Below are 22,621 nucleotides of genomic sequence, written 5' to 3'. Positions count from 1 at the left end.
CGGTTCCTGTCTGCCTTCTGAGCGCCCACATCCCCCGGAGCGCTCGACGGATCAGGGACGACGCCCACATGGGCCGAAGGAGCACACCGATGGTTCGAGCCGGATGACCACGGCGATCGACAGCCCTCCGGCGCCAGGCCAGCTCGTCACGGTACGCAACCGCCGCTGGGTTGTCGCCGACGTGGTCCGCAGCGAGGTGACCAGCGGCGACCCGCACGTCTTCACCGGTGTGACCCCGCACCTGGCCACCCTGGTCAGCGTCGAGGACGACGCCCGCGACGAGGAGTTGCGGGTGGTCTGGGAGCTGGAGCCGGGGCGGCGGGTGCACGACAGCGCGACGCTGCCGGACCCTCGGCACGGGTTCGACGATCCCGGGCAATTGGCGGCGTTCCTGGACGCGGTGCGCTGGGGTGCCATCGCCTCGGCCGACCGGACCGCCCTCCAGGCCCCGTTCCGCTCCGGCATCGAGATCGAGGACTACCAGCTCGACCCGGTGGTCCGGGCGCTGTCGATGCCACGGACCAACCTGTTGATCGCCGACGACGTCGGCCTCGGCAAGACCATCGAGGCCGGGCTGGTGATGCAGGAGCTGACGCTCCGGCACCGGGCCCGCACCATGATGATCGTCTGCCCGGCCGGGCTGACCCGGCAGTGGCGCGACGAGATGCGCGACAAGTTCGGCCTGGACTTCCGCATCGTCGACGCGCCGCTGCTGCGGGAGTTGCGTCGCGCCCGGGGGCTCTACACCAACCCGTGGACGCACTACCCGCGGTTGATCGTCAGCGTGGACTGGCTCAAGCGGGACCGGCCGATGCGGCTGCTGCGCGAGGTGCTGCCCGCGACGCCACGCTATCCGCGCAGCTTCGACCTACTGGTGGTCGACGAGGTGCATACCTGTGCGCCGTCCGGCCGGGGTCGGTACGCGGTGGATTCGCAACGTACGAGGGCGATCCGGGCGCTCGCCCCGCACTGCGAGCACCGGCTGTTCCTCTCCGCCACCCCGCACAACGGTTTCACCGAGTCGTTCACCGCGCTGCTGGAGCTCCTCGACGACCAGCGGTTCGCCCGGGGCGTCAAGCCGACCGACGAGCAGTTGGCCCGGGTGATGGTGCGGCGGCTCAAGAGCGAGTTGCCGCCGAAGTGGGACGGCACTCCCCGGTTCCCGGCGCGGCACCTGGGCTATCTTGAGGTCGCCTACCCGGCTGCCGAGCGGCACGCCCACGCCCAGCTCAGCCGCTATGCGGCGAGCCGCCGGGCGAACGCCGACGGCCGGGCCGGTGAGATCGCCGCCGACTTCGTCACCACCCTGCTCAAGCGCCGGCTCTTCTCGTCGCCGAAGGCGTTCGCCGAGACGGTGGAGACCCACCTGGCGACGATGACCGCCCGGGATCACACCGCCCCCGACGACCCGGTGCGGGGGACGGACCGGGCGGCCGGTGAGAAGGTCCTGCAACCGGTGATCGACCGGCTGGCCGAGACGGCCGAGGACGATGCCGCCTACGGCAGCGCCGAGGCGGATGCCCTGACCACCGTCCGGCACTACGCGGCCCCGCTGTCGGCCGAGGAGCGGGCACTCCTGGGTGAGCTGCGCACCTGGGCACGCTCGGCGCAGGACCGGCCGGACGCCAAGCTCGCCGCACTGCGCCGCTGGCTGGACCCGCTCGTGCGACCCGGCGGTGAATGGTCGACCGAGCGGGTGATCATCTTCACCGAGTACCGCGACACCCAACGCTGGTTGCACGAGCGGTTGCTCAGCGCCGGTTACCCGCCGGAGCGGATCGCCCTGCTCTACGGCGGGCAGGACCCGGACGAGCGCGAACACGTCAAGAACGTCTTCACCGAGCACCCCGACCTCGACGACGTTCGGGTCCTGCTCGCCACAGACGCTGCCAGCGAGGGCATCAACCTGCAACGGCACTGTCACCGACTGTTGCACTGGGAGATCCCCTGGAACCCCAACCGTCTTGAGCAACGCAACGGCCGGATCGACCGGCACGGCCAGCGCGCCGCCCGGGTGGAGGTGCTGCACTTCGTGCCTGCCGGTTGGCAGCAGGTCGACTACACCACCGGTTCGTTGGAGGACGAGCTGGCGTTCCTGCGGCTGGCGGTGGAGAAGGTCGAGGCGATCCGCACCGACCTGGGCAGCGCGGGTGAGGTGATCGCCGCCCAGGTCGAGCAGAAGATGACCGGCAAGCAGACCGACTGGCGGGTCACCGACGTCGAGATCGACAGGCGGGCCAGCCGGGCCCGGCTGCGGGTGGAACGTGACCTGGCCCGGGACCTGCAACGGCTCACCGACACGTTGAAGGGGAGCCGGGCGGAGCTGAACCTCACCCCGGCCACCGTGGAGCGGGTGGTCCGCACCGGGTTGCGGCTGGCCCACCGCCGGGATCTGCTCGACGCCCCGACTCCGGCCGGCGCGTCGGGTGCCTGGTTCCGGCTGCCCGAGCTGCCCGGCGCCTGGGCGACCGCGCGCAACGACGGGTTGCTGCACCCGGTGACCGGCCGGGAACGGCCGATCACCTTTGATCCGGACGCGGCGGTGGGGCGTACCGACGTGGTGCTCATGCACCTCGGGCACCAGTTGGTGCAGATGTGTCTGCGCCTGCTCCGGGCCGAGCTGTGGGCCCAGGCCCGAGGCGGTGCCGGGTCGGGCGACGCGAAACTCAGCCGGGTCACCGCCCGGGTGGTGCCGGGTGACCTGCTGCGTACCCCGGCGTTGGTCGCCCACGGCCGGGTGGTGCTCACCGGCGCGGAGGGCACCCGGTTGCACGAGGAGATCGTCACCGCAGGTGGCCCGATCGAGGGTGGGAAACTCACCCGGGCCCGTCAGGAGGAGTTGGAGGCGCTGCTCGCCGCCGCGACCGACGAGGTCCCCGCCGAGCAGGTCCGGCAGAGCCTGACCGAGCTGTGGCCGACACTGGCCGGGCCGCTGGGTCGGGCTCTCGGCACCCGCGCCGACCAGCGCGCCCGCAGCCTGCGCGGGCTGCTCGCCCGCCGCTGCGAGGAAGAGGTCACCGCGATCGGCGCGGTGTTGACCGAGCTGGAAGCCTCGATCCGCAGCAAGCTCGCCGACGAGCCCCACTGGGAGCAGCCAACCCTGTTCACCGTCGAACGTGACCAGTTGCACGCCGACCGGGACGCGTTGCAGGCCCGACTGCGCGACATCCCGGCGCAACGCGAGCGGGAGAGCGACGCGCTGCGTCGTCGCTACGCCGACCCGACGCCCCGCTGGTTCCCGGCCGCTGTCACCTTCCTGGTCCCCGCGTCCCTGGCCCGAGGTGCCCGCTGATGCCCGCCATCCCCCGTCAGTCCCGAGGAACGTCCCGCCGTGCCGGCACCGGCCGCCGGGCGGTTGGACCGCCCACGCAGCGGCCCCGACCGCCCGCGCTGACCATCGACGAGCAGCACGCCGAGTGGCTGGGCCTGCTGCGCCCGGAGGGGCCGTTCCTGACGGTGCCGGTGCTCGTCGAGACGTTGCCGCACGGCCTCGACACCGTGCTGGACGACGTACGGGACCGGGTCCGCCGGGGCTGGGCGGAGGTGCAGGACGCCCCGGACCTGCTCGGCCCGGCCTGGGTCGAGCTGATCCTCGGCGAGTTGCTGCGTTATCCGGCCAGCGTCCGTGCCGACGGCCCGGTCGAGGTCACCGGCGTCGACGGTTTCCGGCCGGACGTGGTGCTGTCCGGTCCGCAGCCCGGCGGCGGCCGGGCGGCCCGGTTGCACGTACACCGGTTGCCCTTCGACGCCTCGCTCACCGCCGCCCGGGATGACCGGCCGGGCGCGATCGAGCAGGCCGCCCAGGTGTGCCGGGACACCGGCGTACCGCTGGCGCTGGTGACCAACGGGCAACACTGGGCGTTGGTGCACGCCCGCCGGGGGGAGCCCACCGGCGTGGGTGTCTTCGACGCCGACCTCTGGCTGGAGGAACCCACGCTGCTGCGCGGCTTCGCGACGCTACTCGCCGCGTCCCGGGTGCTCGTCCCGCCGACCGACGCCGACGGCCGCCCGTCGACCAGCCTCGCCGGGTTGTTCGTCCGCAGCGCGGAGGCGCTCACCCAGATCACCACCACCCTGGGCGATCAGGTCCGCCGGGCGGTGGAACTCTTCGTCGGCGAGCTGGCCCGGCTGGACCGGGAATCCGAGGGGATGCTGCTCGGCAAGGTCACCGACCGGGAGATCTACCGGGGCTCGCTGACCGTGCTGATGCGGCTGGTCTTTCTGCTCTATGCCGAGGAACAGCGACTGCTGCCGGTGGCCGATCCGCTCTACGCACAGGCGTACGCGGCGTCCACCCTGCACGGTCAGCTCGGCGCGGTCCGTGACCTGCACGGCGACGAGCTCGGCGACCGTCGTACCGCCGCCTGGCCCCGGCTGCTCGCCCTCTTCGCTGCGGTGTACGACGGCTGCGAGCACCCCGACCTGCGGATTCCCGCCCACGGGGGTTCGCTGTTCGACCCGGGGCGCTTTCCCTGGCTGGTCGACGCGGCGGTCACCGACCGGGTGGTGCACGAGATGCTGGACGCCCTGCTGGTGCTGCGGCACCGGGGCCGGGCCGCCGAGCAGCTCAGCTATTCCAGCCTCGGTGTGGAGCAGCTCGGCCACGTCTACGAGGGCCTGTTGGAGTTCTCCTGCGCCCGGGTGCGGGAGCCGTACGTCGGTCTGCTCGGCAAGCGTGAGCCGGAGCTGCCGCTCGCCGAGTTGGAGGCCGCCGCCGCCCGGGGAGAGGCGGAGCTGCGGGTCTGGCTGGTCGCCCGCTGCGAGCTCACCGTCCGGCAGGTGGCGAAGGCCCTGGCCGCGACGCCCGTGCCGCACCAGCTCGCCGCGCTGCACGCGGCCTGCGACAACGACGCCGACCTGACCGATCGGGTACGCCCGTTCTGGGGCCTGCTCCGCGCCGACCTGCGTGAGCTGCCCACCGTCTTTCCCGCCGACTCGGTGCTGTTCACCCAGTTCGGCGACCGGCGGAACACCGGCACCCACTACACCCCGCGCCCGTTGGCCGAGGAGGTCGTCCGGCACACCCTCGCCCCGCTCTGCTTCTCCCCCGGCCCAGCGCAGGGCGTCACCGACGAGAAGGTGTGGCAGCCCAGGACCGCCGACGAGCTGCTGCGGCTCAAGGTGCTCGACCCGGCCATGGGTTCCGGGGCGTTCCTGGTGGCGGCCTGCCGCTACCTCGCCGAGGTGCTGGTACGGGCCTGGCAGCGCGACGGGCTTCCCGCCGAGTTCGCCGACCTGGCCAACGGCAACCCGGACCGGGAGGATCTGCTGCTCGCGGCCCGTCGCCTGGTCGCCGCCCGCTGCCTGTACGGGGTGGACCGCGACGACATGGCGGTGGAGCTGGCGAAGCTGTCGCTGTGGCTGGTGACCCTGGCCAAGGGGAAACCGTTCGGCTTCCTCGACCACGCGCTGCGCTGCGGCGACTCGCTGATCGGCATCACCTCCGTCGACCAGCTCACCGCCTTCCACCTCGACCCGCAGGCGGGCCGTTACCAGCACAGCCGCTTCTTCGGCGACCTGGTCGACCGGCTGCAGCGGACGGTCGACGAGATGACCGCGCTGCGCGAGTCGATCGGCGCGACCGTGGTCGAGGACACCCGCGACGCCGCCGACAAGGCCGCCACGCTCGCCCAGGTCGACCAACTCGGCCACGGGCTGCGGCTGGCCGCCGACGCGGTGGTCGGCGCGGCCCTCTCCACCGCCGTCCGCCCCCAGCGCCGCCCGTGGAACCCGGAGGACGACACCGACGACCCGGAGACGAAGTACGACGACCGCCTGCTCGACATCAGCGACGACGTGTACGGCCTGCTCGACGGGCCGGGCGACACGGAGTTGGAGCAGCAGGTCACCGCGACCGTCTCCGGGTGGCTGCGCGGTTCCCGGCCGGAGCCGATCCGGCCGCTGCACTGGCCGTTGGAGTTCCCCGAGGTGGTCAACCGGGCCGGCTTCGACGCCGTCATCGGCAACCCACCGTTCGTCGGCGGCAAGCGGGTCAGCGGAGCGATTGGCGTTGACGTGCGGGAATACCTCAAGCAACGGATCGCCCGTGACAAGCCCGGCAACGCCGATCTCTGCTCCTACTTCCTGCTGCGGAACCTGAGCGTCACCGGCAAGGGGCGGGTGGGCATCATCGCCACCAACACGATCGCCCAGGGCGACACCCGGGAGGTCGGCCTCGACCAGGCCGTTGACATGGGCTGGACGGTCTACCGGGCGAACAAGTCCCAGCCCTGGCCGGGCACCGCCTCGCTGGAGGTCTCCCTACTCTGGGTAGGCCACGCCGCCAATGACGAGCAACGAGTGCTCGACGGTCGTGGGGTACGCGCCATCACCCCGTCCCTGGACGCCGAGTCCCGCGTCACCGGCAACCCCCACCGCCTCGCCGCGAATCAAGGCAGAGCCTTCATCGGCTCGTTCGTCCTGGGTATGGGCTTCGTGCTGGAGCCGGAGGAGGCTCAATCCCTTCGGGCCAGAGATCCCCGCAACAAGGAAGTCCTCTTCCCCTACCTCAACGGCGAGGACCTCAACTCCCGACCCGACTGCTCGGCTAGGCGTTGGGTCATCGACTTCTTCGATCGCACCGAGGACGAGGCCCGGAGATACCCCGAAGTCTTCGCTCTCATCGAAGAGCGAGTGAAACCCGAACGCCAACGCACCAAGCCTGATGGCTCCTACGCCTTGCGCAGACCCCTACCGCACCGATGGTGGCAGTACGCCGACAAGCGTCCAGCGATGCGGAAGGCAATCGAAGGACTCGACCGTGTGCTGGTTATTGCTCTTGTCAGTAAGACCGGCCTGCCTGTGTTCGTGCCGACCGGACAGGTCTTCTCCCACGCGCTCGGCGTCTTCGCCACCGATCGGGTGGATGATCTCGCCTCGCTTTCCAGCAACTTCCACTTCTCCTGGTGGACCACGAAGGGTGAGTCGAGCCTCCGGTCTGATCCCCGCTACACCCCGTCGGATGGGTTCGAGAAGTTCCCGCAGCCGGAGCCGACCGAGCGGATGGCGCGGGTCGGGGCGGAGTTGGACTCGTATCGGCGGTCGGTGATGTTGGGGCGGGAGTTGGGGTTGACGAAGCTCTACAACCTGGTCCACGACGAGCAGGTCACCAGCGCCGACATCCGCCACCTGCGGGAGATCCACGTCGAGATCGACGAGGCGGTGGCCGAGGCGTACGGCTTCAACCTCACGCTGGGGCACGGTTTCCACCGGACCCGCCAGGGCACCCGGTTCACCATTGCCCCGACCGTCCAAATCGACGTGCTGGATCTACTCCTCGAACTCAACCACCAGCGTTACAGAGAGGAGGAGCGCAAAGGGCTGCACGCGGGCACTGCACGCAAGTCGCCCAAGAGGGCCAAGCCCATCCCGCGACCTCGCGCAGCGGAAGCCCCCGCCTCGGCCGATCCTCTGCTGTTCGATGGCCTCTTCGCCCCCCCTGACGCATTGTTCTAACCGCTGGCTTCAATACACGATAGCCGATCTTCGATGTCGGAGATTTCCCATGCTGACCGGCCGATCAGATGAACCGGTTCGGGTTTCCTGGCGATACCCCGCCTCGACGACTCGACCGTTTGACAGGGCAAGGAACGGAGAATGATGGACGCGAACGAGACCCACGCAGGCGACCACGGTGAGGGTCCTTCCAATGCGATGGTTCGCTACTTCCAGAACCTGACCATGAAGGTCATCCAGGATGGCGTCGGCCCGATCACCGGGTCGATTCCCTACGCGGAAGCTCGCCTGAGCAAGGCCCGCCCGGCCGCAGACGACCCGACTATCGATTTCGACGGCGCACCCCTGCGCGACCAGACGAGCGAAGCAACAGTCGAGCGGGTGATCGATCGGCTGATCAAGGAGTCGGTGGCTGCGGCATCGACGAACGGGTTCGTCACTGGTTTGGGCGGTTTCGTGACCATGCCCGTCACGCTTCCCGCGAACATCGCAGGATCACTGGTGATCAACGCACGACTCGTCGGGTCGATCGCTTACCTTCGGGGCTACGAGATCTCGGACCCGCACGTCCAGACCATCATCATGCTCACGACGGCAGGCGGGACGCTGGCGAGCACGCTCCACGGGGTAGGGGTCAAGATAGGGACGAAGTTGACTGCGCAAATCATCAAGGCGATCCCGATCGCCGTCATCAGGAAGCTCAACGCGCGCGTCGGCTTCATGCTCCTCGCCAAGTACGGGACGCAGAAGTCAGCCCTTACCTTGGCCAAGGGCATCCCGATCGCGGGGGGCCTCGTCGGAGCCGGGGTGGATGCAGCCCTCACCGTTCTGGTGGGTCGCGCAGCCAAGGCGAACTTTCCGGCATCCATCTGATGCTGGCCCCGCTCAGGGCGTCAATCCAGCAGCGCGCCGAGTTCGATTTCCACCAGCGGGCTGCCGGCAATCCAGCTCTCCAGGCTTCCGGCCCAGCTCAGTGCGGGGACGATCTCACCGAACACCTCGGCCCGTTCGTCCGGGTCGGTCACCGGGCGTCCCCGTACCGGAAGATCCAGGTCGGCCAGGTGCAGCGTGAACTCAGGATGCGCGAGCATGTTGGCGTACCAGTCGCGCGAACCCGGACTCCCGGTGAGCCAGTAGCGGCCACCGGCTCGATAGCGCCAGATCTCGGTTCTCCTCGGCTGACCGCTCCATCGCCCGGTCGTGCTGATCTCCACAGTTCGCTGCCGCTCCAGCACCTGCCGTGTCTCGTCCACCGGAGTCGTCATGCACCCATGCTCCGACCTCAATCGAGCTTCAGGTCAAGCCCGTCGGGGTTACGCACGCTCGACAGCGGTCGACGTCGCCAAGGCGCGTGAGCTGTCGGACGACTGGCTCCCACCGCTCGGGACATCGAACGGATCAAGCGAGCGGAGTCGTCACCGCGCCAGGAGGGGCGACGACGGCATCTTGACGGTTCGTCGTACCCCGCAATGGCCACCACCTCCCGCGCTGGCGGCCCGGTCCGTCGTGGCTCCCGGCACCGCAGGCACGGCATTTCCGGGTACGGGTGAGGGGCCGGCTGTCAGCTTGCCGGGTCGACCTTGAGGCTGGTTAGGAAGTTGGTCCAGGATCTGCCGTCGAAGGCGAGCGCCGGGCCGCCGCGGTCCTTGGTGTCGCGGACGTCCACCGCGCCACCGACGAACCGCACCTCCACGCAGGCCGCGTTGTCGGAGCTGCGGGAGGACTTGAACCAGCCACGATCGGGGGTGGGGAGAGTGGCCATCACGTCATCTCCTTGGCGATCTGCCGGATCAGCACCAGCGACTCCGCCGAGTTTAACGCCCGTTCCCGCGCCTCGGCGAAGGTGACGACGTAGTCCGCGACCCGGCCGGACTGGTCGATGATGTCGCTGGAGGTGAGCACCTCCTGCCAGACCAGGTCGGCTAGCCGGGGCGACGGGAACGACAGGATCTGGAACGGGCCGCCGAGCGCGGGATGCGCCCCGGCGGTGAACGGCATCACCCGGATCTCGAACTGCTCAGGGCGTTCGGTCAACAGCCGGTCGAGGTGGTCGAGCTGGGCGCGCATCACCTCCCGGCCACCCACCTGCTGCCGCAGCGCGCCCTCGGCGATCACGGTGGTCAGCCGCAGCGGATGGTCGCCGTCGAGCCGCCGCTGGCGCGCCATCCGCACGGCGACCCGCCGGTCCATCTCGGTCAGCCGGACGTAGGTGTTGCCGCCCCGGATCACCGCGCGGGCGTACTCCTCGGTCTGCAACAGGCCATGCAGGAGTTCGTTGTGGTAGCTGCGGACGTGCTCGGCACCCGCCTCGTAGCCGAGGAAGCGCAGGAACTCGGCCGGGAAGAGCTGCGAATACTGGTGCCACCAGGCCCGCTGCATGGCCGCGACCCGCAGCCCCTCCAGCTCGGCCGCGTCGGCGGGGTCCAGCTCGTAGACCGTGACCAGCTGGGCCAGCCGGTCGGCGGGCAGCTTGACCCGCCCGGCCTCCACCCCCGAGATGTACGCCTGCGTGATGCCGCTGGCACGACCCGCCGCCACCGCCGTCATCCCCACCTCCTCACGCCGCTCCCGCAGCCGAAGCCCCAGCTCCCACGCCTGCACCGTGGGTGAGGAAAGTGGTGCTGGCGACTTACGGCGCGTCCTTGCGGGGCTCGGTGTCATGGCAACTCCATCCATCTGTGATCGGGGGAACCATCACGACCATAGTCCGTTGACACTCCGATGACTAGGGTATTGATATAAACATCTTCATCGGCAATGATCCCTGGAACTAGGTTCACCGCACAGGAGGAGGCAGCATGTTCGACCAGGACGGCTGGACCAGCCGGGAACCGCAGGTGCGGCACGCGTTCTCGCTCTCCCGGATTGTCGACGCCGGCACCCCCGACCAGTGGTACGACCTGCTCGGGGTCGTCCGGGTGCCGGTCGACCGGCTGGCGCCGGAGAAGCTGCGCGACCAGCTACGCCCTTGGGCGCTGGCCACCCTGGCGTCCGGCGGCTACGGCTTCGGCCGCTACTACGCGTGCTACTCCACGCTGGACGAGGACGACGAACCCGACAAGGCCATCGCGCACGAGGACATCAGCTGGTCCGGCAGCACCGTCCTGGTCCCCGCCGACCAACCTGCCACCTCATGCTGACACTTGACCCCCATAAGGCTGCCTTGGTGGCCCTCCTTCGCCGCCCGCAGGCAAGCTGGTCAGAGACGGCCCTGAAAATCCAGGAGAACGGCAGCGCCAAGGCCGCCCTCGACCGCACGGTCGGCCACTGCGACACCCTCTTCCCGCAGGCAGAGTCGACCACCAAGCTGATCGACACTGCCGCCGCCGAGGTCGCCGGCTGGCAGGCGGAGGGGATCGGCGTTCACGCCTTCTTCGACGCCACCTACCCGGCTCAACTGCTCGGCATCCGAGAGATGCCACCGCTGCTGTTCAGCCGGGGCGACCTTCGGGTTCATGACCGGGCGGTGGCCGTCGTGGGCAGCCGTAAGGCGAGCAGCGATGGGCTACGGATCGCCCGGGCGGTCGCCACCACCCTCGCCGGGCGTGGGGTGACCGTGGTCAGCGGGCTCGCCAACGGCATCGATACCGCCGCTCACTCCGCCGCATTGGAAGCAGGCGGGCGCACCGTCGCGGTCATCGGCACCGGCATCCGCCGCTACTACCCGGCAGAAAACAGACGCCTCCAGGACCACATCGCCGATGTCGGGCTGGTGATCTCCCAGTTCTGGCCAGACGCCCCGCCGAGCCGACAGAGCTTCCCCATGCGCAACGCCGTCATGAGCGGCTACGCGGTTGCAACGGTTGTCGTTGAGGCAGGCGAGACCAGTGGAGCACGAATCCAGGCCAGGCTCGCTCTCCAGCACGGCCGCCCCGTCGTCCTGACCAGTCAGGTCATGCGATGCGACTGGGCCAAGGCGTTCGCCGAGAACCCCGGCGTCTACGTCGTGCACGACACCGCGCAACTTGTGGAAGCCGTCGACGACATCCTCAGCTACCAGCCCACCGAAGCCGTTCGCCAGCGGATCATAAGTCTGTTTATTGGGGCGGATTCCGGGGGCCCCTGGCGCGAATTATGCGCCCCGTAACGAAAATTCCGACGAGGGAAACTGCTCCTGAAATCATTATGGCGGCGCCCTGCATGGCTGCATCGGACTTGACATAGTCACGCGCCAACTCGGCCAAGATAAAGACTGAGGCGAGCGCACACATGTATCCCAAATATCTCGCAATAAGGTCACCTCGATCCATCAACCTCTGATGAGAGCGAGCGCGGGAATCCTCCACCCGAAAGTGCTCAACCAAGGCTGCCTGTTGCGCGCGTGGGAGATCTTCGAATTCCCAGGGAATTTCGAAAGAAGGAGCCCCCTTCGCAACGCGACGGCGGGCGGGTCGAGTGTCAGGCATCGTCACCGCCACCCTCTCGCGCACGCACCACAGCAGCTCCCTTGCGCCTCAGGAGACGAGTTACTTCGCCCTGAAATTTCCACCACTCACTTTTACCGTCAAGGAGCACGTGCTGCTGTCGACCCACCAGCCCTCCCTTAATGAGGATCCAGAAATGGCTCCACACTTTCTGAACACATCGATAGAGAGCGCTGGAATGGACACTCTTCGGAAGCGAATGCCCATCCTTCAGCAACACATTGGCCAGCAAGCTGGTGGCTTGATCATCAAGTTCAGCCACTTCCGTGTCGTGATTTTCGCCGCTTATTGAGATCCTGGTACGAGCGACAGGAACACCACCTGAAGGCGTACTGGAAACCGGGCGAATCGTGATTCTCACAATTCCCAGCAGAGCATTGGAAGCGGGAAATTCCTCGATCACGGTGGCCTGCATTTCTTCACGTTCAGCACTCATCCAGGCCATCGGGTTAGCCGTTCCTGCCGGACGACACCCGAGATAGTATCTTGTCGACAATCAAAGCGCTTACTTCAATTGACCCATCTTTGTTTACTTCCAAAAAGGCGAGAGTCTTGCCAGCCTGGATCCCCTTGACAACCTCCTGAAAGATGAGCTCAGCCACCCGTTCGCGATCCGCGGGGCTCAATTGGGGATAGCGACGCTGCAGTGCTTGCTGAAGGGGCGCTTGGTCAATTCGCAGATCTGACTTCCGCTGCACATTTCGCGCCATAGGAATCCTCTGCAACTCGGGCCATTGCGGCTAGCCGTTGCGACCCTGGCAGGATAGAGTAGCTGCGCTTTCTCCGGCTTGTCGGATCAAGGACAGCGCCAGGGATTGACTTCTGTGGTCGCCGACCGAGCCGAAGCGACAGACTTCTAGGCCTGTGTCCGTCTGGCGCGCCTGGCTGTGCGCTGGCAACCCGTACGACGACAGCCACAGCACCAGTGCTACCCCCGTCAGACAAGCTTGGCTCCGATGTAGGCGACGACGAGCTGCCCTGCCCCGGCCATACTCAGGTGCAGTCGGCCCGCACCTGATGCGAAGCGCGGCCCAGTCGAAAAGTCGACGCAACCAACGCGGATGCGGGACACCAGCAGGTCGACACCGGTCCGCGCCAGCCAGCGGATCGAAGCCCCTTAACGCACAGAGCCGACCGCGCCCTCCGCGGTCGCAGGAAACCGCTACGGTCACTTCCGTGACTGGGCAGGGTGTGCTCGCCGTACCGGATGAGCGGGCGATTCGCGACGAGCTGCAAGGGCTGGTCCTGGCCGACCTGCTCGGGCCGCTCGGCGGGCCGGCGGAAGAGTTCTCCACCAGGGAAAACCCGCTCGACCGCTACATTCTCGGGCGGTTGGCGCCCAACGGTACGTCGGTCGATCCGGCCACTGAGGACACTTTCGCCGAGGCGACCGCCTCGGATGCCGCCGAGGGGGGTGCCGAGCCGACCGCGCCGAGCGTGCCGAGCCTGGCCCCGTCCGCGCTTGGCTTCACTGTCAGCGTGCCGTCGTCGGTCGCCGAGCTGCGGGTCACCGCCGCCTGGGGCAGCTACGACACCGCCGTTGGCGAGCGCGACGGGCACGCGGGCGGCACGGTCTGGCGGCGGCACCAGCGCGGCGGCCCGGTCACCGTGTCGCTGCGGGAAGGGCTGATCACACCGCAGAAGCCCGACGCCGCGCAGCCGAAAATCGTGGTACGGGGTCGGGTCCGCCGCCTGGGTGAGGTGTGGCTGGTCTCACTCTTCCTGGAGAACCGGGAGCACAGCGAGTCGGCGCGTCAGCCGAAGCGGTGGATCTTCCAGGTCGAGTTGACCGCGACCGGCCCCACCGATGACGAGCCGGTCTTCCTGCCCCGGCCGGAGCAGGTCACCGGCGGCGACGACGCCGACCAGTCGGAGCGCCGCCGGCTGGCGATGGCCTACCGGTTCCACCCGGAGTTCGCGGTGGGGCACGGCACAGGAGTCGATGCCGAGCCGTCCCCCACCGACCCCCTACGCGCCTTTACGGTACGCACCGCGACCGTCCCCACGCACGAGATGCCCTTCACCGACGTGCCCAGCAGCGAGCGGGACGACGACCTGCCCGAGCTGGCGGACGTCGAGCTGGACATGCGACGGCTGGCCGAGCTGGCCGACGGCCCGGTCGACGCCCTCACGGCGGCGTTGCGACCGCTCGTCGCCGGCTACCGGGCGTGGATCGACCGCAACGAGACGGCCGCCGGTGACCCGGCACGGCGACTCGACGACTACCACCGCCAGGTGCGCGAGGCGCTGCGCGACGCCCGGGAGGCCGCCGATCGGATCGCCGCCGGCATCACGCTGCTCGCCTCCCCCGACCCGTCGGCCCGCCAGGCGTTCGGCTTCGCCAACCGGGCGATGTACCTGCAACGTGTGCACAGCCTCGTCGCCGCCCGACGGCGGGAACACCCGAGCATCCCGCTGGAGCAGGCGGTCACCGACGCCGACCGACCGGAGAACCACAGGTGGCGTCCGTTCCAGTTGGCCTTCATCCTGATCAACCTGCCGGCCCTGGCCGACCCCCGGCACCCGGAGCGGGGTGACGACGTCAGCAAGGCGGTTGCCGACCTGCTCTGGTTCCCCACCGGTGGTGGCAAGACCGAGGCGTACCTCGGCCTCACCGCCTTCACCATCGCGGTCCGCCGTCGCCAACCCGACCAGGGCGGGTTGACCGGTGCGGTCGGGCTGGCGGTGCTGATGCGGTACACCCTGCGATTGCTCACCATCCAGCAGTTCGAGCGGGCCTCGACGCTGATCTGCGCGGCCGAGACCCTGCGCCGCGCCGAGCCGCAGACCTGGGGTGGAACGCCGATCCGGATCGGCCTCTGGGTCGGCGGCCGGGTCACCCCCAACCGCACGCAGGACGCCAAGGACTGGCTGGACGAGCAGCGGCGGGGCCGTTCCAACCGGGCCATCGGCTCACCGCACCAGCTCACCAGTTGCCCGTGGTGCGGCTCAAAGATCAACCCCGGCAGGGACATCGTGGTCGAGCGGGACCACTGGCGCATCCTGGTGCTCTGCCCCGACGTCGAGTGCCCGTTCAGCGAGGTCGGCAACCACTCGCCGAGGAGGGACGAGGCGGGGTTGCCGGTGATCCTGGTCGACGAGGAGCTCTACCGGCACCCCCCGGCACTCGTGATCGCCACCGTCGACAAGTTCGCCCAGTTGCCGTGGAAAGGCGAGACCGCTGCTCTCTTCGGCCAGGTCGGCAAGCACTGCGACCAGCACGGCTATCTCACCGAGGATCTCGAATCGACCGACTGGGAGCGCAGGCGACACCGGCCGGGCAACAAGGTCGTCGCCTGCGGACGGCTCCGTCCACCCGACCTCATCATCCAGGACGAGCTGCACCTGATCTCCGGACCACTCGGCTCGCTGGTCGGGCTGTACGAGACCGCGGTGGACCGGCTGGCCAGTTGGGAACCGGTCCGGGGGCAGTGGTCCCGGCCGAAGGTGATCGCGTCCACCGCGACCGTGCGCCGGGCCCAGCAACAGATCGGGGCGCTGTTCAACCGGCGGACCCGGGTCTTTCCCCCGTCAGGGCTGGACGCCTCCGACAGCTTCTTCGCCCGGCAGCGCTCGACCGAGGAACGTCCCGGCCGTCGTTACGTCGGCATCTGCGCGCACGGCAACCGACTCCGGGCCACCCTGATCCGGGTCTACGTCTCTGTGCTCGGCGCGGCGCAGAAGCTCCACGAGACATACGGCCGCAACCCGGTGACCGACCCCTACATGACGCTGGTCGGCTACTTCAACAGCCTGCGCGACCTGGGCGGCATGCGGCGGCTCGTCGAGGACGACGTCTCCAGCCGTCTGATCAAGGCCGACGAACGCGGGCTCGCCCGACGGTACGACCCGTACCTGGAGGAGTTGACCTCCCGGATGCCCTCGGACGCCATCCGGCCGCTGCTGGACCGACTCGCGGTGCGCTTCGACGCCAGCCGGGCCAAGGGCGCACCCCGGCCGATCGACGTGCTCCTGGCCACCAGCATGATCGCCGTCGGGGTCGACATCGAACGGCTGGGCGTGATGGTGGTGGCCAACCAGCCGAAGTCCGCGGCCGAATACATCCAGGCGACGAGCCGGGTCGGCCGTAGGGCGCCGGGCCTGGTGTTCACTGTCTTCAACTGGGCCCGGCCACGCGACCTGTCGCACTTCGAGCGCTTCGGCCACTTCCACGCCACCGCCTACCGCCAGGTAGAGGCCCTGTCGGTGACCCCGTTCGCCGAGCGGGCCATCGACCGGGGGCTGACCGGGGTGCTGGTGGCGCTGGTCCGCGATCTGGAGGGCACCTACAACGGCAACCTGCGGGCGGGTGAATTCGACCGGCACGGCCAACTCGCCGACCACGTGGTGCGGTACCTCAAACGCCGCAGCGAGGTGGCCGCCGACAACACCGTCCGCCAGCGGGTGGAGGACGAGCTCGAAGCCCGCCTCGACCTGTGGGCGCGGGAACGCGCCCGGCCCGCCCGGCGGCTGGCCTACGACAAGCCGTACCACAGCGACGACATCGCCGGGCTGCTGCACCGCCCGGAGGAGGGCCGGTGGGTGCAGACCACCTGCCCCACCTCGCTGCGCGACGTGGAGCCGGGCATCCAGCTCCAGTTGCAACTCGGCGCCATCGGGGACGATCCACCGCCGTTCGGTCCGCCGCTCGGCGGCGGCGTCGCAGGGGCATCCTCATGAGCGGGCCGCAGCCGCGCAACCTGCGGGTCGGTGCGTTACGCCCCAACCAACTGCTGCACACCTACGGCGTCGGCTCGGTCGCCGACCTGCCCAGCCTGTCGGTGCTGACCCTCGGGTTGGCACACTGGGACCTCACCCACTCGACGCCGGTCACCGAGGACCGGCTGTTGACGGCGGTCCGGCGCAGGCTCGGCGACCAGGTGGAGAGCCTGCGGCTCCCTCCACACCTGCCGGAGACGTCAGACCTGTTCGCCGACTGGACCCGGGTGGGCGTGCCGGTGGCCCTCTTCCCCACCTGGCTGCGCTGCTCGGATACCCGGTGCAACCGGCTCGCGCCGGCCGATTCCGGGCTGTTCGAGCTGCTGACGTCGCCCTACCAGCCGGACCGGGTCCGTTACGTACACAGTTGCCGGGGCAACGGAAACTCCCGCCCCACCGCCGTGCCGGCCCGTTTCGTGCTGGCCTGCGACAACGGCCACCTGGATGACTTCCCCTGGTCCTACATCGCGCACGGCGGCACGGACCCGGGCGCGGGCCATTCGCTCACCCTCACCGAGCGCGGCAGCACCGGTGAGGCGGCCAACATCTTCATCTCCTGCGAGTGCGGTTCGCGCCGACCGATGTCGGTGGCGATCGGTCTCCTCGCCGAGCGGAGCCTGCCCGCCTGCCGCGGCCGTCACCCCCACCTCGGCAGTCACGGGACCTGCGACGCGCCTGCCCGGACGCTCGCCCTCGGTGCCACCAACAGCTGGTTCGCCATGCAGTTGCGGGTGTTCAGCATTCCCCGGGCCGAGCATCCGGTCGATCAGGTGGTCGACGACCACTGGCGGGACCTGGGCGTGCTCGCCGGGCTGGACGAGGCCACCGCGAAAAAAATCATGCAGACCCAGAGCTGCTGGGCCGAGCTGAAGCCCTACGGTGTCGACCGGGTCTGGGCGGCTATCCAGCGCCGCAACAATGCTGAGCCTGGCGACACCCCGGATGAAAGCGGTGACCTGCGCAAACCCGAGTGGCGGGCGTTCACCGCCGGCACCAGCACCGAGCTGCCCGACTTCACCACCCGCCCGGAGCCGGTGCCACCTCAGCACCGGAGTTGGCTGCGGGAGGTGGTCCTCGCCCCCCGCCTACGCGAGGTCTCCGCGCTGTACGGCTTCACCCGGATCGACGCACCCGAGTGGGACGTGCTCGACACTCCGGAGCGGCGGCGGGCTCCGCTCACCGTCGGCAAGCCGACCTGGCTGCCCTGCGCCGAGATGCGGGGCGAGGGAATCTTCCTGCGCCTCGACGAGGAGCGGGTGGTCGAGTGGGAACACCGACCAGAGGTCAAGCACCGCGAAAAGCTGCTGGTCCAGGCCCATGACCGCTGGCGGGCACAGCGCAGGCTCGACCCGGAGGAGCACCCCGGCGCTCGGTACGTCCTGCTGCACACCCTCGCCCATGTGCTCATCCGCGAGTTGGCCCTGGAATGCGGATACAGCGCCGCCGGCATCGGCGAGCGCATCTACGGCCGGATGGACGACACCCTCGGCGCCGGGGTGCTGCTCTACACCTCGGCACCCGACAGCGAGGGCACCCTCGGCGGCCTGGTCTCGCTGGGACGCAACGACCGGCTGGGGGGCCTCGTCGAGCGGGCACTGGAAGCCGCCCGGTTGTGCAGCTCCGATCCGCTCTGTGCGGAACACGACCCGACCGTGCACGCCCGGCTGTCCGCCGCCGCCTGCCACGCCTGCCTCTTCGCCGCTGAGACCTCCTGCGAGCGGGGCAACCACTACCTCGACCGGGCACTGCTGGTCGACACGCTCAATGATCCCGGCTCCGGGTTCTTCGCCCGGTGAGTCACGAACGGTTCGCGGCGCTGATCGCCGACCTCACCACCACGCTGCCCGCCGACCATCTCGACGTCTGGGCCGGTGTGCTGGTGAATGTGGCTACGCCCGATGACGGTGCGGTGGTCGCCGAACTGGCCGACGCCCGGCCCGGCTTCTCGGTCGGCGTTCATGCGGCACGGCTGATCCGGAGCTGGCGCACCGAAGCACCCGACCTTCCGGGCGCAGCGGTCGCGCTCGCCCTGCGCAGTGCCGCCCTGCTGCAGCGGCGCACCGAGGCCAGGCGCACCGAGTTGGCGGTCAGCGGGCCGACCACCGTCGCCGGGCCGGTGCGGCTCACCAACTCCGTGGTCGTCGAGGTCATCCGGGCGGCCCGGAGCACGCTGCTCGTGGCGAGCTTCGCCGCGTACGGGGTCGCCGAGGTGATCACCGAACTGCTGTCCGCGGCCCAGCGGGGCGTACATGTTGATCTGATTCTGGAAAGCTCGATCGAGGACGGCGGTGCCTTGAGGGGGTCCTCCGGTGCCGCAGCGACCTTCGCCGCACTACGGCACCAGGCGACGTTCTGGCACTGGCCAGCCGCACGACGGGTCGCCGGTGGAAACCCACGGGCCGCGCTGCACGCCAAGCTCGTTGCCGCCGACAGCAGGGTTGCGCTGATCGGCAGTGCCAACCTCACCGACCGGGCGCTGTCGCACAACATCGAGATCGGCGTAGTCCTCCACGATCCTGACGTCGTACACAGACTGGTCACCCACTTCCAGGCCCTTACCGACCCCCGAACCGGCGTGCTGCAGCGACTCCCCTGAGGGACTCTCCGTGGTGTTTCGAGCGGCTTTCTCCCGTCACGGGACGCCGAGGACATGGCGGGCGGCGGGGGTGAGTCGGTCGCGGGTCGCCGGTCGCAGGTAGCCGGCCTGGTCCACCTGCTGCTTGAGCCCGCGCCGGCAGAAGAAGGAGTGCAGGGCGCGGCGCGGCCGGTCGGTCCGGTTCGTGGTGCCGCCGTGCCACAGGTGGCTGTTGACGACGACCACGGTGCCGGCCGCCCCGAGCAGGGTGATCTCGTCGGGGTGCGGGTCCTCGGTGTTGTCCATGACGTGGGCCGGGCGCAGGCCGAGGCGGTGGCTGCCGGGAACGACGCGGGTGGCCCCGTTCTCCCCGGTGAAGTCGTCGATCATCCAGACCGAGTTGCAGACCTGGTAGTCGCCGGGCCGGAACGGCCTGCCCCAGTCGGCGTGCAGGCCCTGGTGGCCGCCGCCCGGGAGGGCGGCGCGGCTGTTCAGGGAGGAGAGCGTGAAGTCGGTCAGCACGTGGGCGATCCCGGCGAGGACCCGGGGGTGGGTGTAGCAGACGTCGAAGGCGGGGTCCTTGTTGACCAGGTCGGCCAGCCGGTCGGTGCCGGCTTCCCGGTGCACCTCGGTGCCGGCCCGGTCCCCTTCCTCGGCGGAGAGTTCGGCGAGCCGGTGGCGGATCGTCTCCAACTGCGGCGGGGTGAGGATGCCCGGCAGCACCAGGAACCCGTCGGTGTCGAGCCGTGCCCGCTCGTCCTCGGACAGGGTGTCGTCAGTTACCCCCAGCTCACCGAGGGCGGTCCCGATGTCCATCTGGTCTCCTTCGTCGGCACGTCGGCGATGTCTGTCAGCTCCCGCGCTCGTCCAGTGCCCGCAGGGCCTCCGTGAACGGACGTTCCAGCCAGGCGAGGTGGTCTACCTCGCCGTGGTGGTGGGTGGTGGAGTGGTCGGGCCGGCGGGCCGCGGTGTGCCGGACGTAGTCGCGGGCACCCTCGACGAGTGCCCGGATCCGCCGGATCCCCTCCCGGTCGGCCATCGCCCAGTCGCCGCCGCAGGCGACGTAGACCGGGGACGTGTGCGCGAAGACCCGGCGGGCCCATTCGTCGAGGTGGTAGTCGGTGCCGAAGGCCCGGCAGGCGAGCCACGAGTGCGCGCCGATCGGCAGCTCCGTGGTGATCTCCGCCTGTCGGCCGCCGTCAGTCTCCGCGCGGGCGACGACCTCGCCGTTGAGCACGACCTCGAGGCAACGCAGCGGGAAGATGCTGCGCACGGTGGCGTGCACCCGGACCGTCCCGGGTCCGGCGAGGCGGACGGTGTCGCCGGGTCCGTCGCCGTCGACGGTGAGTGTCACCAGCGGCCCTCCGGAGAGGAACGTCCGCCCGGCCCGTACCGCCTGGCACCAGGCCGGATAGCTGAACTCGCCGTCCACCCGCGCGTACGTCCGGTAGAGGCCGACCGGCACGGCGCTGGACATCTTGTCGGTGCCGCCGACCAGCGGCAGCCGGTAGCCGCTGTTGAGGTAGTGGTAGTATTCCTCGGTCGCGCCGTCCGAGTAGGCGGCCATCTCGACGGCGTCCGCCCGCCCGGTCGCCACGAGCACTGCCGGTTCGCCGTTGGGGTTGGGGAAGTGCGCCGCGACGACCGTGCCGCCCTGGGCGTGGGTCCGGTCGGCCCAGTCGCTCAACGTGGCGTCCAGCGCGCCGCCGAGTTCGGCCTCACCGGGGCCGTCGCTGCACCACGGCATGACCGGCTCTGTCAGACCCCAGAGCACCACGTGGCCGAGCGTGTGCTGCCGGTTCTCCTGCCCGACGTACGTCAGGTAGCCGCCGCCGTCGACCACGGCGGGCCGGCCGGAGAAGTCCTCGGTGTTGGTGAACAGCGAGCCCCACTGCGACTGCAGCAGGTTGACCACCCGCAGGTCCTCACCGAGCTGTTCGAGCTGGGCGCCGGCGGTCGACAGGAAGTGCACGTGCGAGTCGCCCGACCACCATCCCTCGGCGGCCAGGTCGGCGATCCGGCTGATCCGCAGCTCCAGGCTCTGCTGCCCCGGCTCGATCCGCACGGTCTGCCGCAGCGGCTCGTACTCGAAGCCGCGGGCGACGTCGACGATCACGTCGCCGCGCGGCAGCCACCCCTGGCAGGTGCCGTCGATGTAGGCGTAGGTGCGCTCCCCCAGCCGGACGTCGCCGCCCACGTCGTAGTGCCAGCTCCGCAGGTTCTGCGCGACGTGCTGGTGGTGGCCGTGCGGCTGGTAGGGCACCCCGGCGGCCGAGCTGAAGTGGACCCGGCACGGCACCGGTGCGCCGGTCGCGTCGTCGACGACGGTGACGTGCACCCAGTTCCGGCCGCTCTCCACCACTTCCACGCAGACCCGGCCGGTGTCCACCGGACCCCGCTCGACGTCGGCCCAGCGCAGCCGTGCGAGCTCCTCGTCGCCCTGGCGGACCGTGACGGTGGCCGAGGGCAGGGCGGCGACCAGCGCGTACCTCGACGTTCCGCCGGCGGTGCCCCAGCCGACCCGGTCGTCCGCGACGCCGGGCAGCGGCTGCGGGCTGGTGGCCACCCCCCGGTCGACGTGGACGCCGAGGGGGCCGGTCCGCCCGTCCTTCGGCGTCAGCCGCACCGGGCGGGCCGGGGTGCGGACGAAGGGGTACTCGTCGACGTCACTGGTCGTGATGCCGGCGACGATGAGGCGGGCGGACGTCGGGATGAACTCGATCCGTTCGACCGGCACCTGCGGGTGGGGGTTCTCCCAGCACCACAGGTAGTACCCGATGGGGGCCTGTCTGGTGTGTTCGGTCAGCCGGAAGCCGGCCTCGCCCCAGTCGTCGCCCGCGAAGCGGGGTTGCTCGTAGTCGGCGGTGTCGGTGACGCCGAGGAACGGCTGCCTGCTCCACAGTGGCGGGTGCACGATCTCGATCTCGAACCGCTCCCGGACCGGCACCCGGACGACCCGGCCGTCGGCCAGGTGGAACGCGTACTCCGCGACGGTCTGCCCGACCGGGTGGGCCACCGGGGCGTCCCGTTCGAGCAGCCGGTGCGCGATGATCACCCGGGGCGCGGGGCGGCCGATCCGGACCGACACCGGCGCGGTGGGCATCAGGTAGCACCGCTGCGCGGACGGCGGTTCCGACCCGATCAGGAACGGCAGGCCACGCAGGTCGACCCGCCCGATCGGCGCCCGGCCCGGCGGCTCGCCGAGCACGTCGACACCGGCGTTGCACACCGCGGAGAGGTCCACTGGCTGGTAACTCGGCATTGATAGTCCGGGGACGCGGCGTCCGGACGGACCCGGCTCCCCATCCCCCCTTCGATCCGTACGCGGCACGGAAGTGCTTCCCCACCGCGCGGCCGGCCCACCAGCACGTCGATACGAGTCGATGCAAAACCCGAGATCATTATCGTCCGCCCGCAACGCTTCCACCACCTCCGGGCGTCCGTCCCG

General features: G+C 69.8%; 14 protein-coding genes. 8 read left to right on the top strand and 6 right to left on the bottom strand.

Annotated features, from left to right (window positions below; all coding sequences use genetic code 11):
* Positions 1-103 precede the first annotated feature (103 nt).
* From drmD to O7625_RS13070, 3 genes are all read left to right on the top strand, one after another.
* Positions 104-3,292, top strand: coding sequence for a DISARM system SNF2-like helicase DrmD (drmD, locus tag O7625_RS13080; protein WP_282346139.1), 3,189 nt, complete (start codon positions 104-106; stop codon positions 3,290-3,292).
* Positions 3,292-7,455 (top strand): DNA methyltransferase, encoded by a 4,164-nt coding sequence (locus O7625_RS13075; RefSeq protein ID WP_282346138.1) that lies wholly within the window; start codon positions 3,292-3,294, stop codon positions 7,453-7,455. Before drmD ends, O7625_RS13075 begins: the two co-directional genes overlap by 1 nt.
* A gap of 141 nt (positions 7,456-7,596) precedes the next feature.
* Positions 7,597-8,328, top strand: a complete 732-nt coding sequence (locus O7625_RS13070; protein WP_282346137.1) for an EcsC family protein — start codon at positions 7,597-7,599, stop codon at positions 8,326-8,328.
* Between the two features lie 20 nt (positions 8,329-8,348).
* On the opposite strand, the gene O7625_RS13065 is transcribed toward O7625_RS13070, so the two are convergent.
* From O7625_RS13065 to O7625_RS13055, 3 genes are all read right to left on the bottom strand, one after another.
* On the bottom strand, positions 8,349-8,720 hold the full coding sequence (locus O7625_RS13065) for a nitroreductase/quinone reductase family protein (RefSeq protein ID WP_282346136.1): 372 nt from the start codon (positions 8,718-8,720) through the stop codon (positions 8,349-8,351).
* 296 nt (positions 8,721-9,016) lie between these two features.
* Complete coding sequence (locus tag O7625_RS13060; protein WP_282346929.1) at positions 9,017-9,217, bottom strand: DUF397 domain-containing protein; 201 nt, start codon at positions 9,215-9,217, stop codon at positions 9,017-9,019.
* Positions 9,217-10,056 carry a helix-turn-helix transcriptional regulator gene (locus O7625_RS13055; protein ID WP_282346135.1) on the bottom strand — a complete coding sequence of 280 codons (840 nt, stop codon included), beginning with the start codon at positions 10,054-10,056 and terminating at the stop codon, positions 9,217-9,219. The genes O7625_RS13060 and O7625_RS13055 overlap by 1 nt, the downstream gene beginning before the upstream one ends.
* A 197-nt stretch (positions 10,057-10,253) precedes the next feature.
* On the opposite strand from O7625_RS13055, the gene O7625_RS13050 reads away from it, so the two are divergent.
* Complete coding sequence (locus O7625_RS13050) at positions 10,254-10,595, top strand: hypothetical protein (protein WP_282346134.1); 342 nt, start codon at positions 10,254-10,256, stop codon at positions 10,593-10,595.
* Positions 10,589-11,542, top strand: a complete 954-nt coding sequence (locus tag O7625_RS13045) for a DNA-processing protein DprA (protein WP_282346133.1) — start codon at positions 10,589-10,591, stop codon at positions 11,540-11,542. The genes O7625_RS13050 and O7625_RS13045 overlap by 7 nt, the downstream gene beginning before the upstream one ends.
* Positions 11,543-11,853: 311 nt before the next feature.
* Here the strand turns inward: O7625_RS13045 and O7625_RS13040 are convergent, their stop codons facing one another.
* Positions 11,854-12,315, bottom strand: a complete 462-nt coding sequence (locus O7625_RS13040; protein ID WP_282346131.1) for a hypothetical protein — start codon at positions 12,313-12,315, stop codon at positions 11,854-11,856.
* A 740-nt stretch (positions 12,316-13,055) separates the two neighbouring features.
* On the opposite strand from O7625_RS13040, the gene drmA reads away from it, so the two are divergent.
* Genes drmA through drmC form a run of 3 tightly spaced genes read left to right on the top strand, consistent with a single transcriptional unit; the run spans position 13,056 to position 19,194 of the window.
* Positions 13,056-16,559 (top strand): DISARM system helicase DrmA, encoded by a 3,504-nt coding sequence (gene drmA / locus O7625_RS13035; RefSeq protein ID WP_282346129.1) that lies wholly within the window; start codon positions 13,056-13,058, stop codon positions 16,557-16,559.
* Positions 16,556-18,394: a DUF1998 domain-containing protein gene (locus tag O7625_RS13030; protein ID WP_282346127.1), complete on the top strand. Its 1,839-nt coding sequence runs from the start codon at positions 16,556-16,558 to the stop codon at positions 18,392-18,394. The genes drmA and O7625_RS13030 overlap by 4 nt, the downstream gene beginning before the upstream one ends.
* Positions 18,391-19,194 carry a DISARM system phospholipase D-like protein DrmC gene (gene drmC / locus O7625_RS13025; RefSeq protein ID WP_282346125.1) on the top strand — a complete coding sequence of 268 codons (804 nt, stop codon included), beginning with the start codon at positions 18,391-18,393 and terminating at the stop codon, positions 19,192-19,194. The genes O7625_RS13030 and drmC overlap by 4 nt, the downstream gene beginning before the upstream one ends.
* Before the next feature lie 36 nt (positions 19,195-19,230).
* Here the strand turns inward: drmC and O7625_RS13020 are convergent, their stop codons facing one another.
* Positions 19,231-19,989 (bottom strand): phytanoyl-CoA dioxygenase family protein, encoded by a 759-nt coding sequence (locus O7625_RS13020; RefSeq protein WP_282346123.1) that lies wholly within the window; start codon positions 19,987-19,989, stop codon positions 19,231-19,233.
* A gap of 34 nt (positions 19,990-20,023) precedes the next feature.
* Complete coding sequence (locus O7625_RS13015; RefSeq protein ID WP_282346120.1) at positions 20,024-22,417, bottom strand: CehA/McbA family metallohydrolase; 2,394 nt, start codon at positions 22,415-22,417, stop codon at positions 20,024-20,026.
* Positions 22,418-22,621 lie beyond the last annotated feature (204 nt).

Origin of the sequence: Micromonospora sp. WMMD714, assembly GCF_029581315.1 — a bacterium.
Classification (GTDB): domain Bacteria; phylum Actinomycetota; class Actinomycetes; order Mycobacteriales; family Micromonosporaceae; genus Micromonospora; species Micromonospora rifamycinica.
Note: the sequence above shows the minus strand (reverse complement) of the source record. Positions and strands in the feature narration are given on the sequence as shown.

Coding starts and splice junctions, on each gene's coding strand:
- drmD (WP_282346139.1), top strand. CDS start 104: ATGACCACGGCGATCGACAGCCCTCCGGCGCCAGGCCAGCTCGTCACG.
- O7625_RS13075 (WP_282346138.1), top strand. CDS start 3,292: ATGCCCGCCATCCCCCGTCAGTCCCGAGGAACGTCCCGCCGTGCCGGC.
- O7625_RS13070 (WP_282346137.1), top strand. CDS start 7,597: ATGATGGACGCGAACGAGACCCACGCAGGCGACCACGGTGAGGGTCCT.
- O7625_RS13065 (WP_282346136.1), bottom strand. CDS start 8,720: ATGACGACTCCGGTGGACGAGACACGGCAGGTGCTGGAGCGGCAGCGA.
- O7625_RS13060 (WP_282346929.1), bottom strand. CDS start 9,217: ATGGCCACTCTCCCCACCCCCGATCGTGGCTGGTTCAAGTCCTCCCGC.
- O7625_RS13050 (WP_282346134.1), top strand. CDS start 10,254: ATGTTCGACCAGGACGGCTGGACCAGCCGGGAACCGCAGGTGCGGCAC.
- O7625_RS13045 (WP_282346133.1), top strand. CDS start 10,589: ATGCTGACACTTGACCCCCATAAGGCTGCCTTGGTGGCCCTCCTTCGC.
- O7625_RS13040 (WP_282346131.1), bottom strand. CDS start 12,315: ATGAGTGCTGAACGTGAAGAAATGCAGGCCACCGTGATCGAGGAATTT.
- O7625_RS13030 (WP_282346127.1), top strand. CDS start 16,556: ATGAGCGGGCCGCAGCCGCGCAACCTGCGGGTCGGTGCGTTACGCCCC.
- O7625_RS13020 (WP_282346123.1), bottom strand. CDS start 19,989: ATGGACATCGGGACCGCCCTCGGTGAGCTGGGGGTAACTGACGACACC.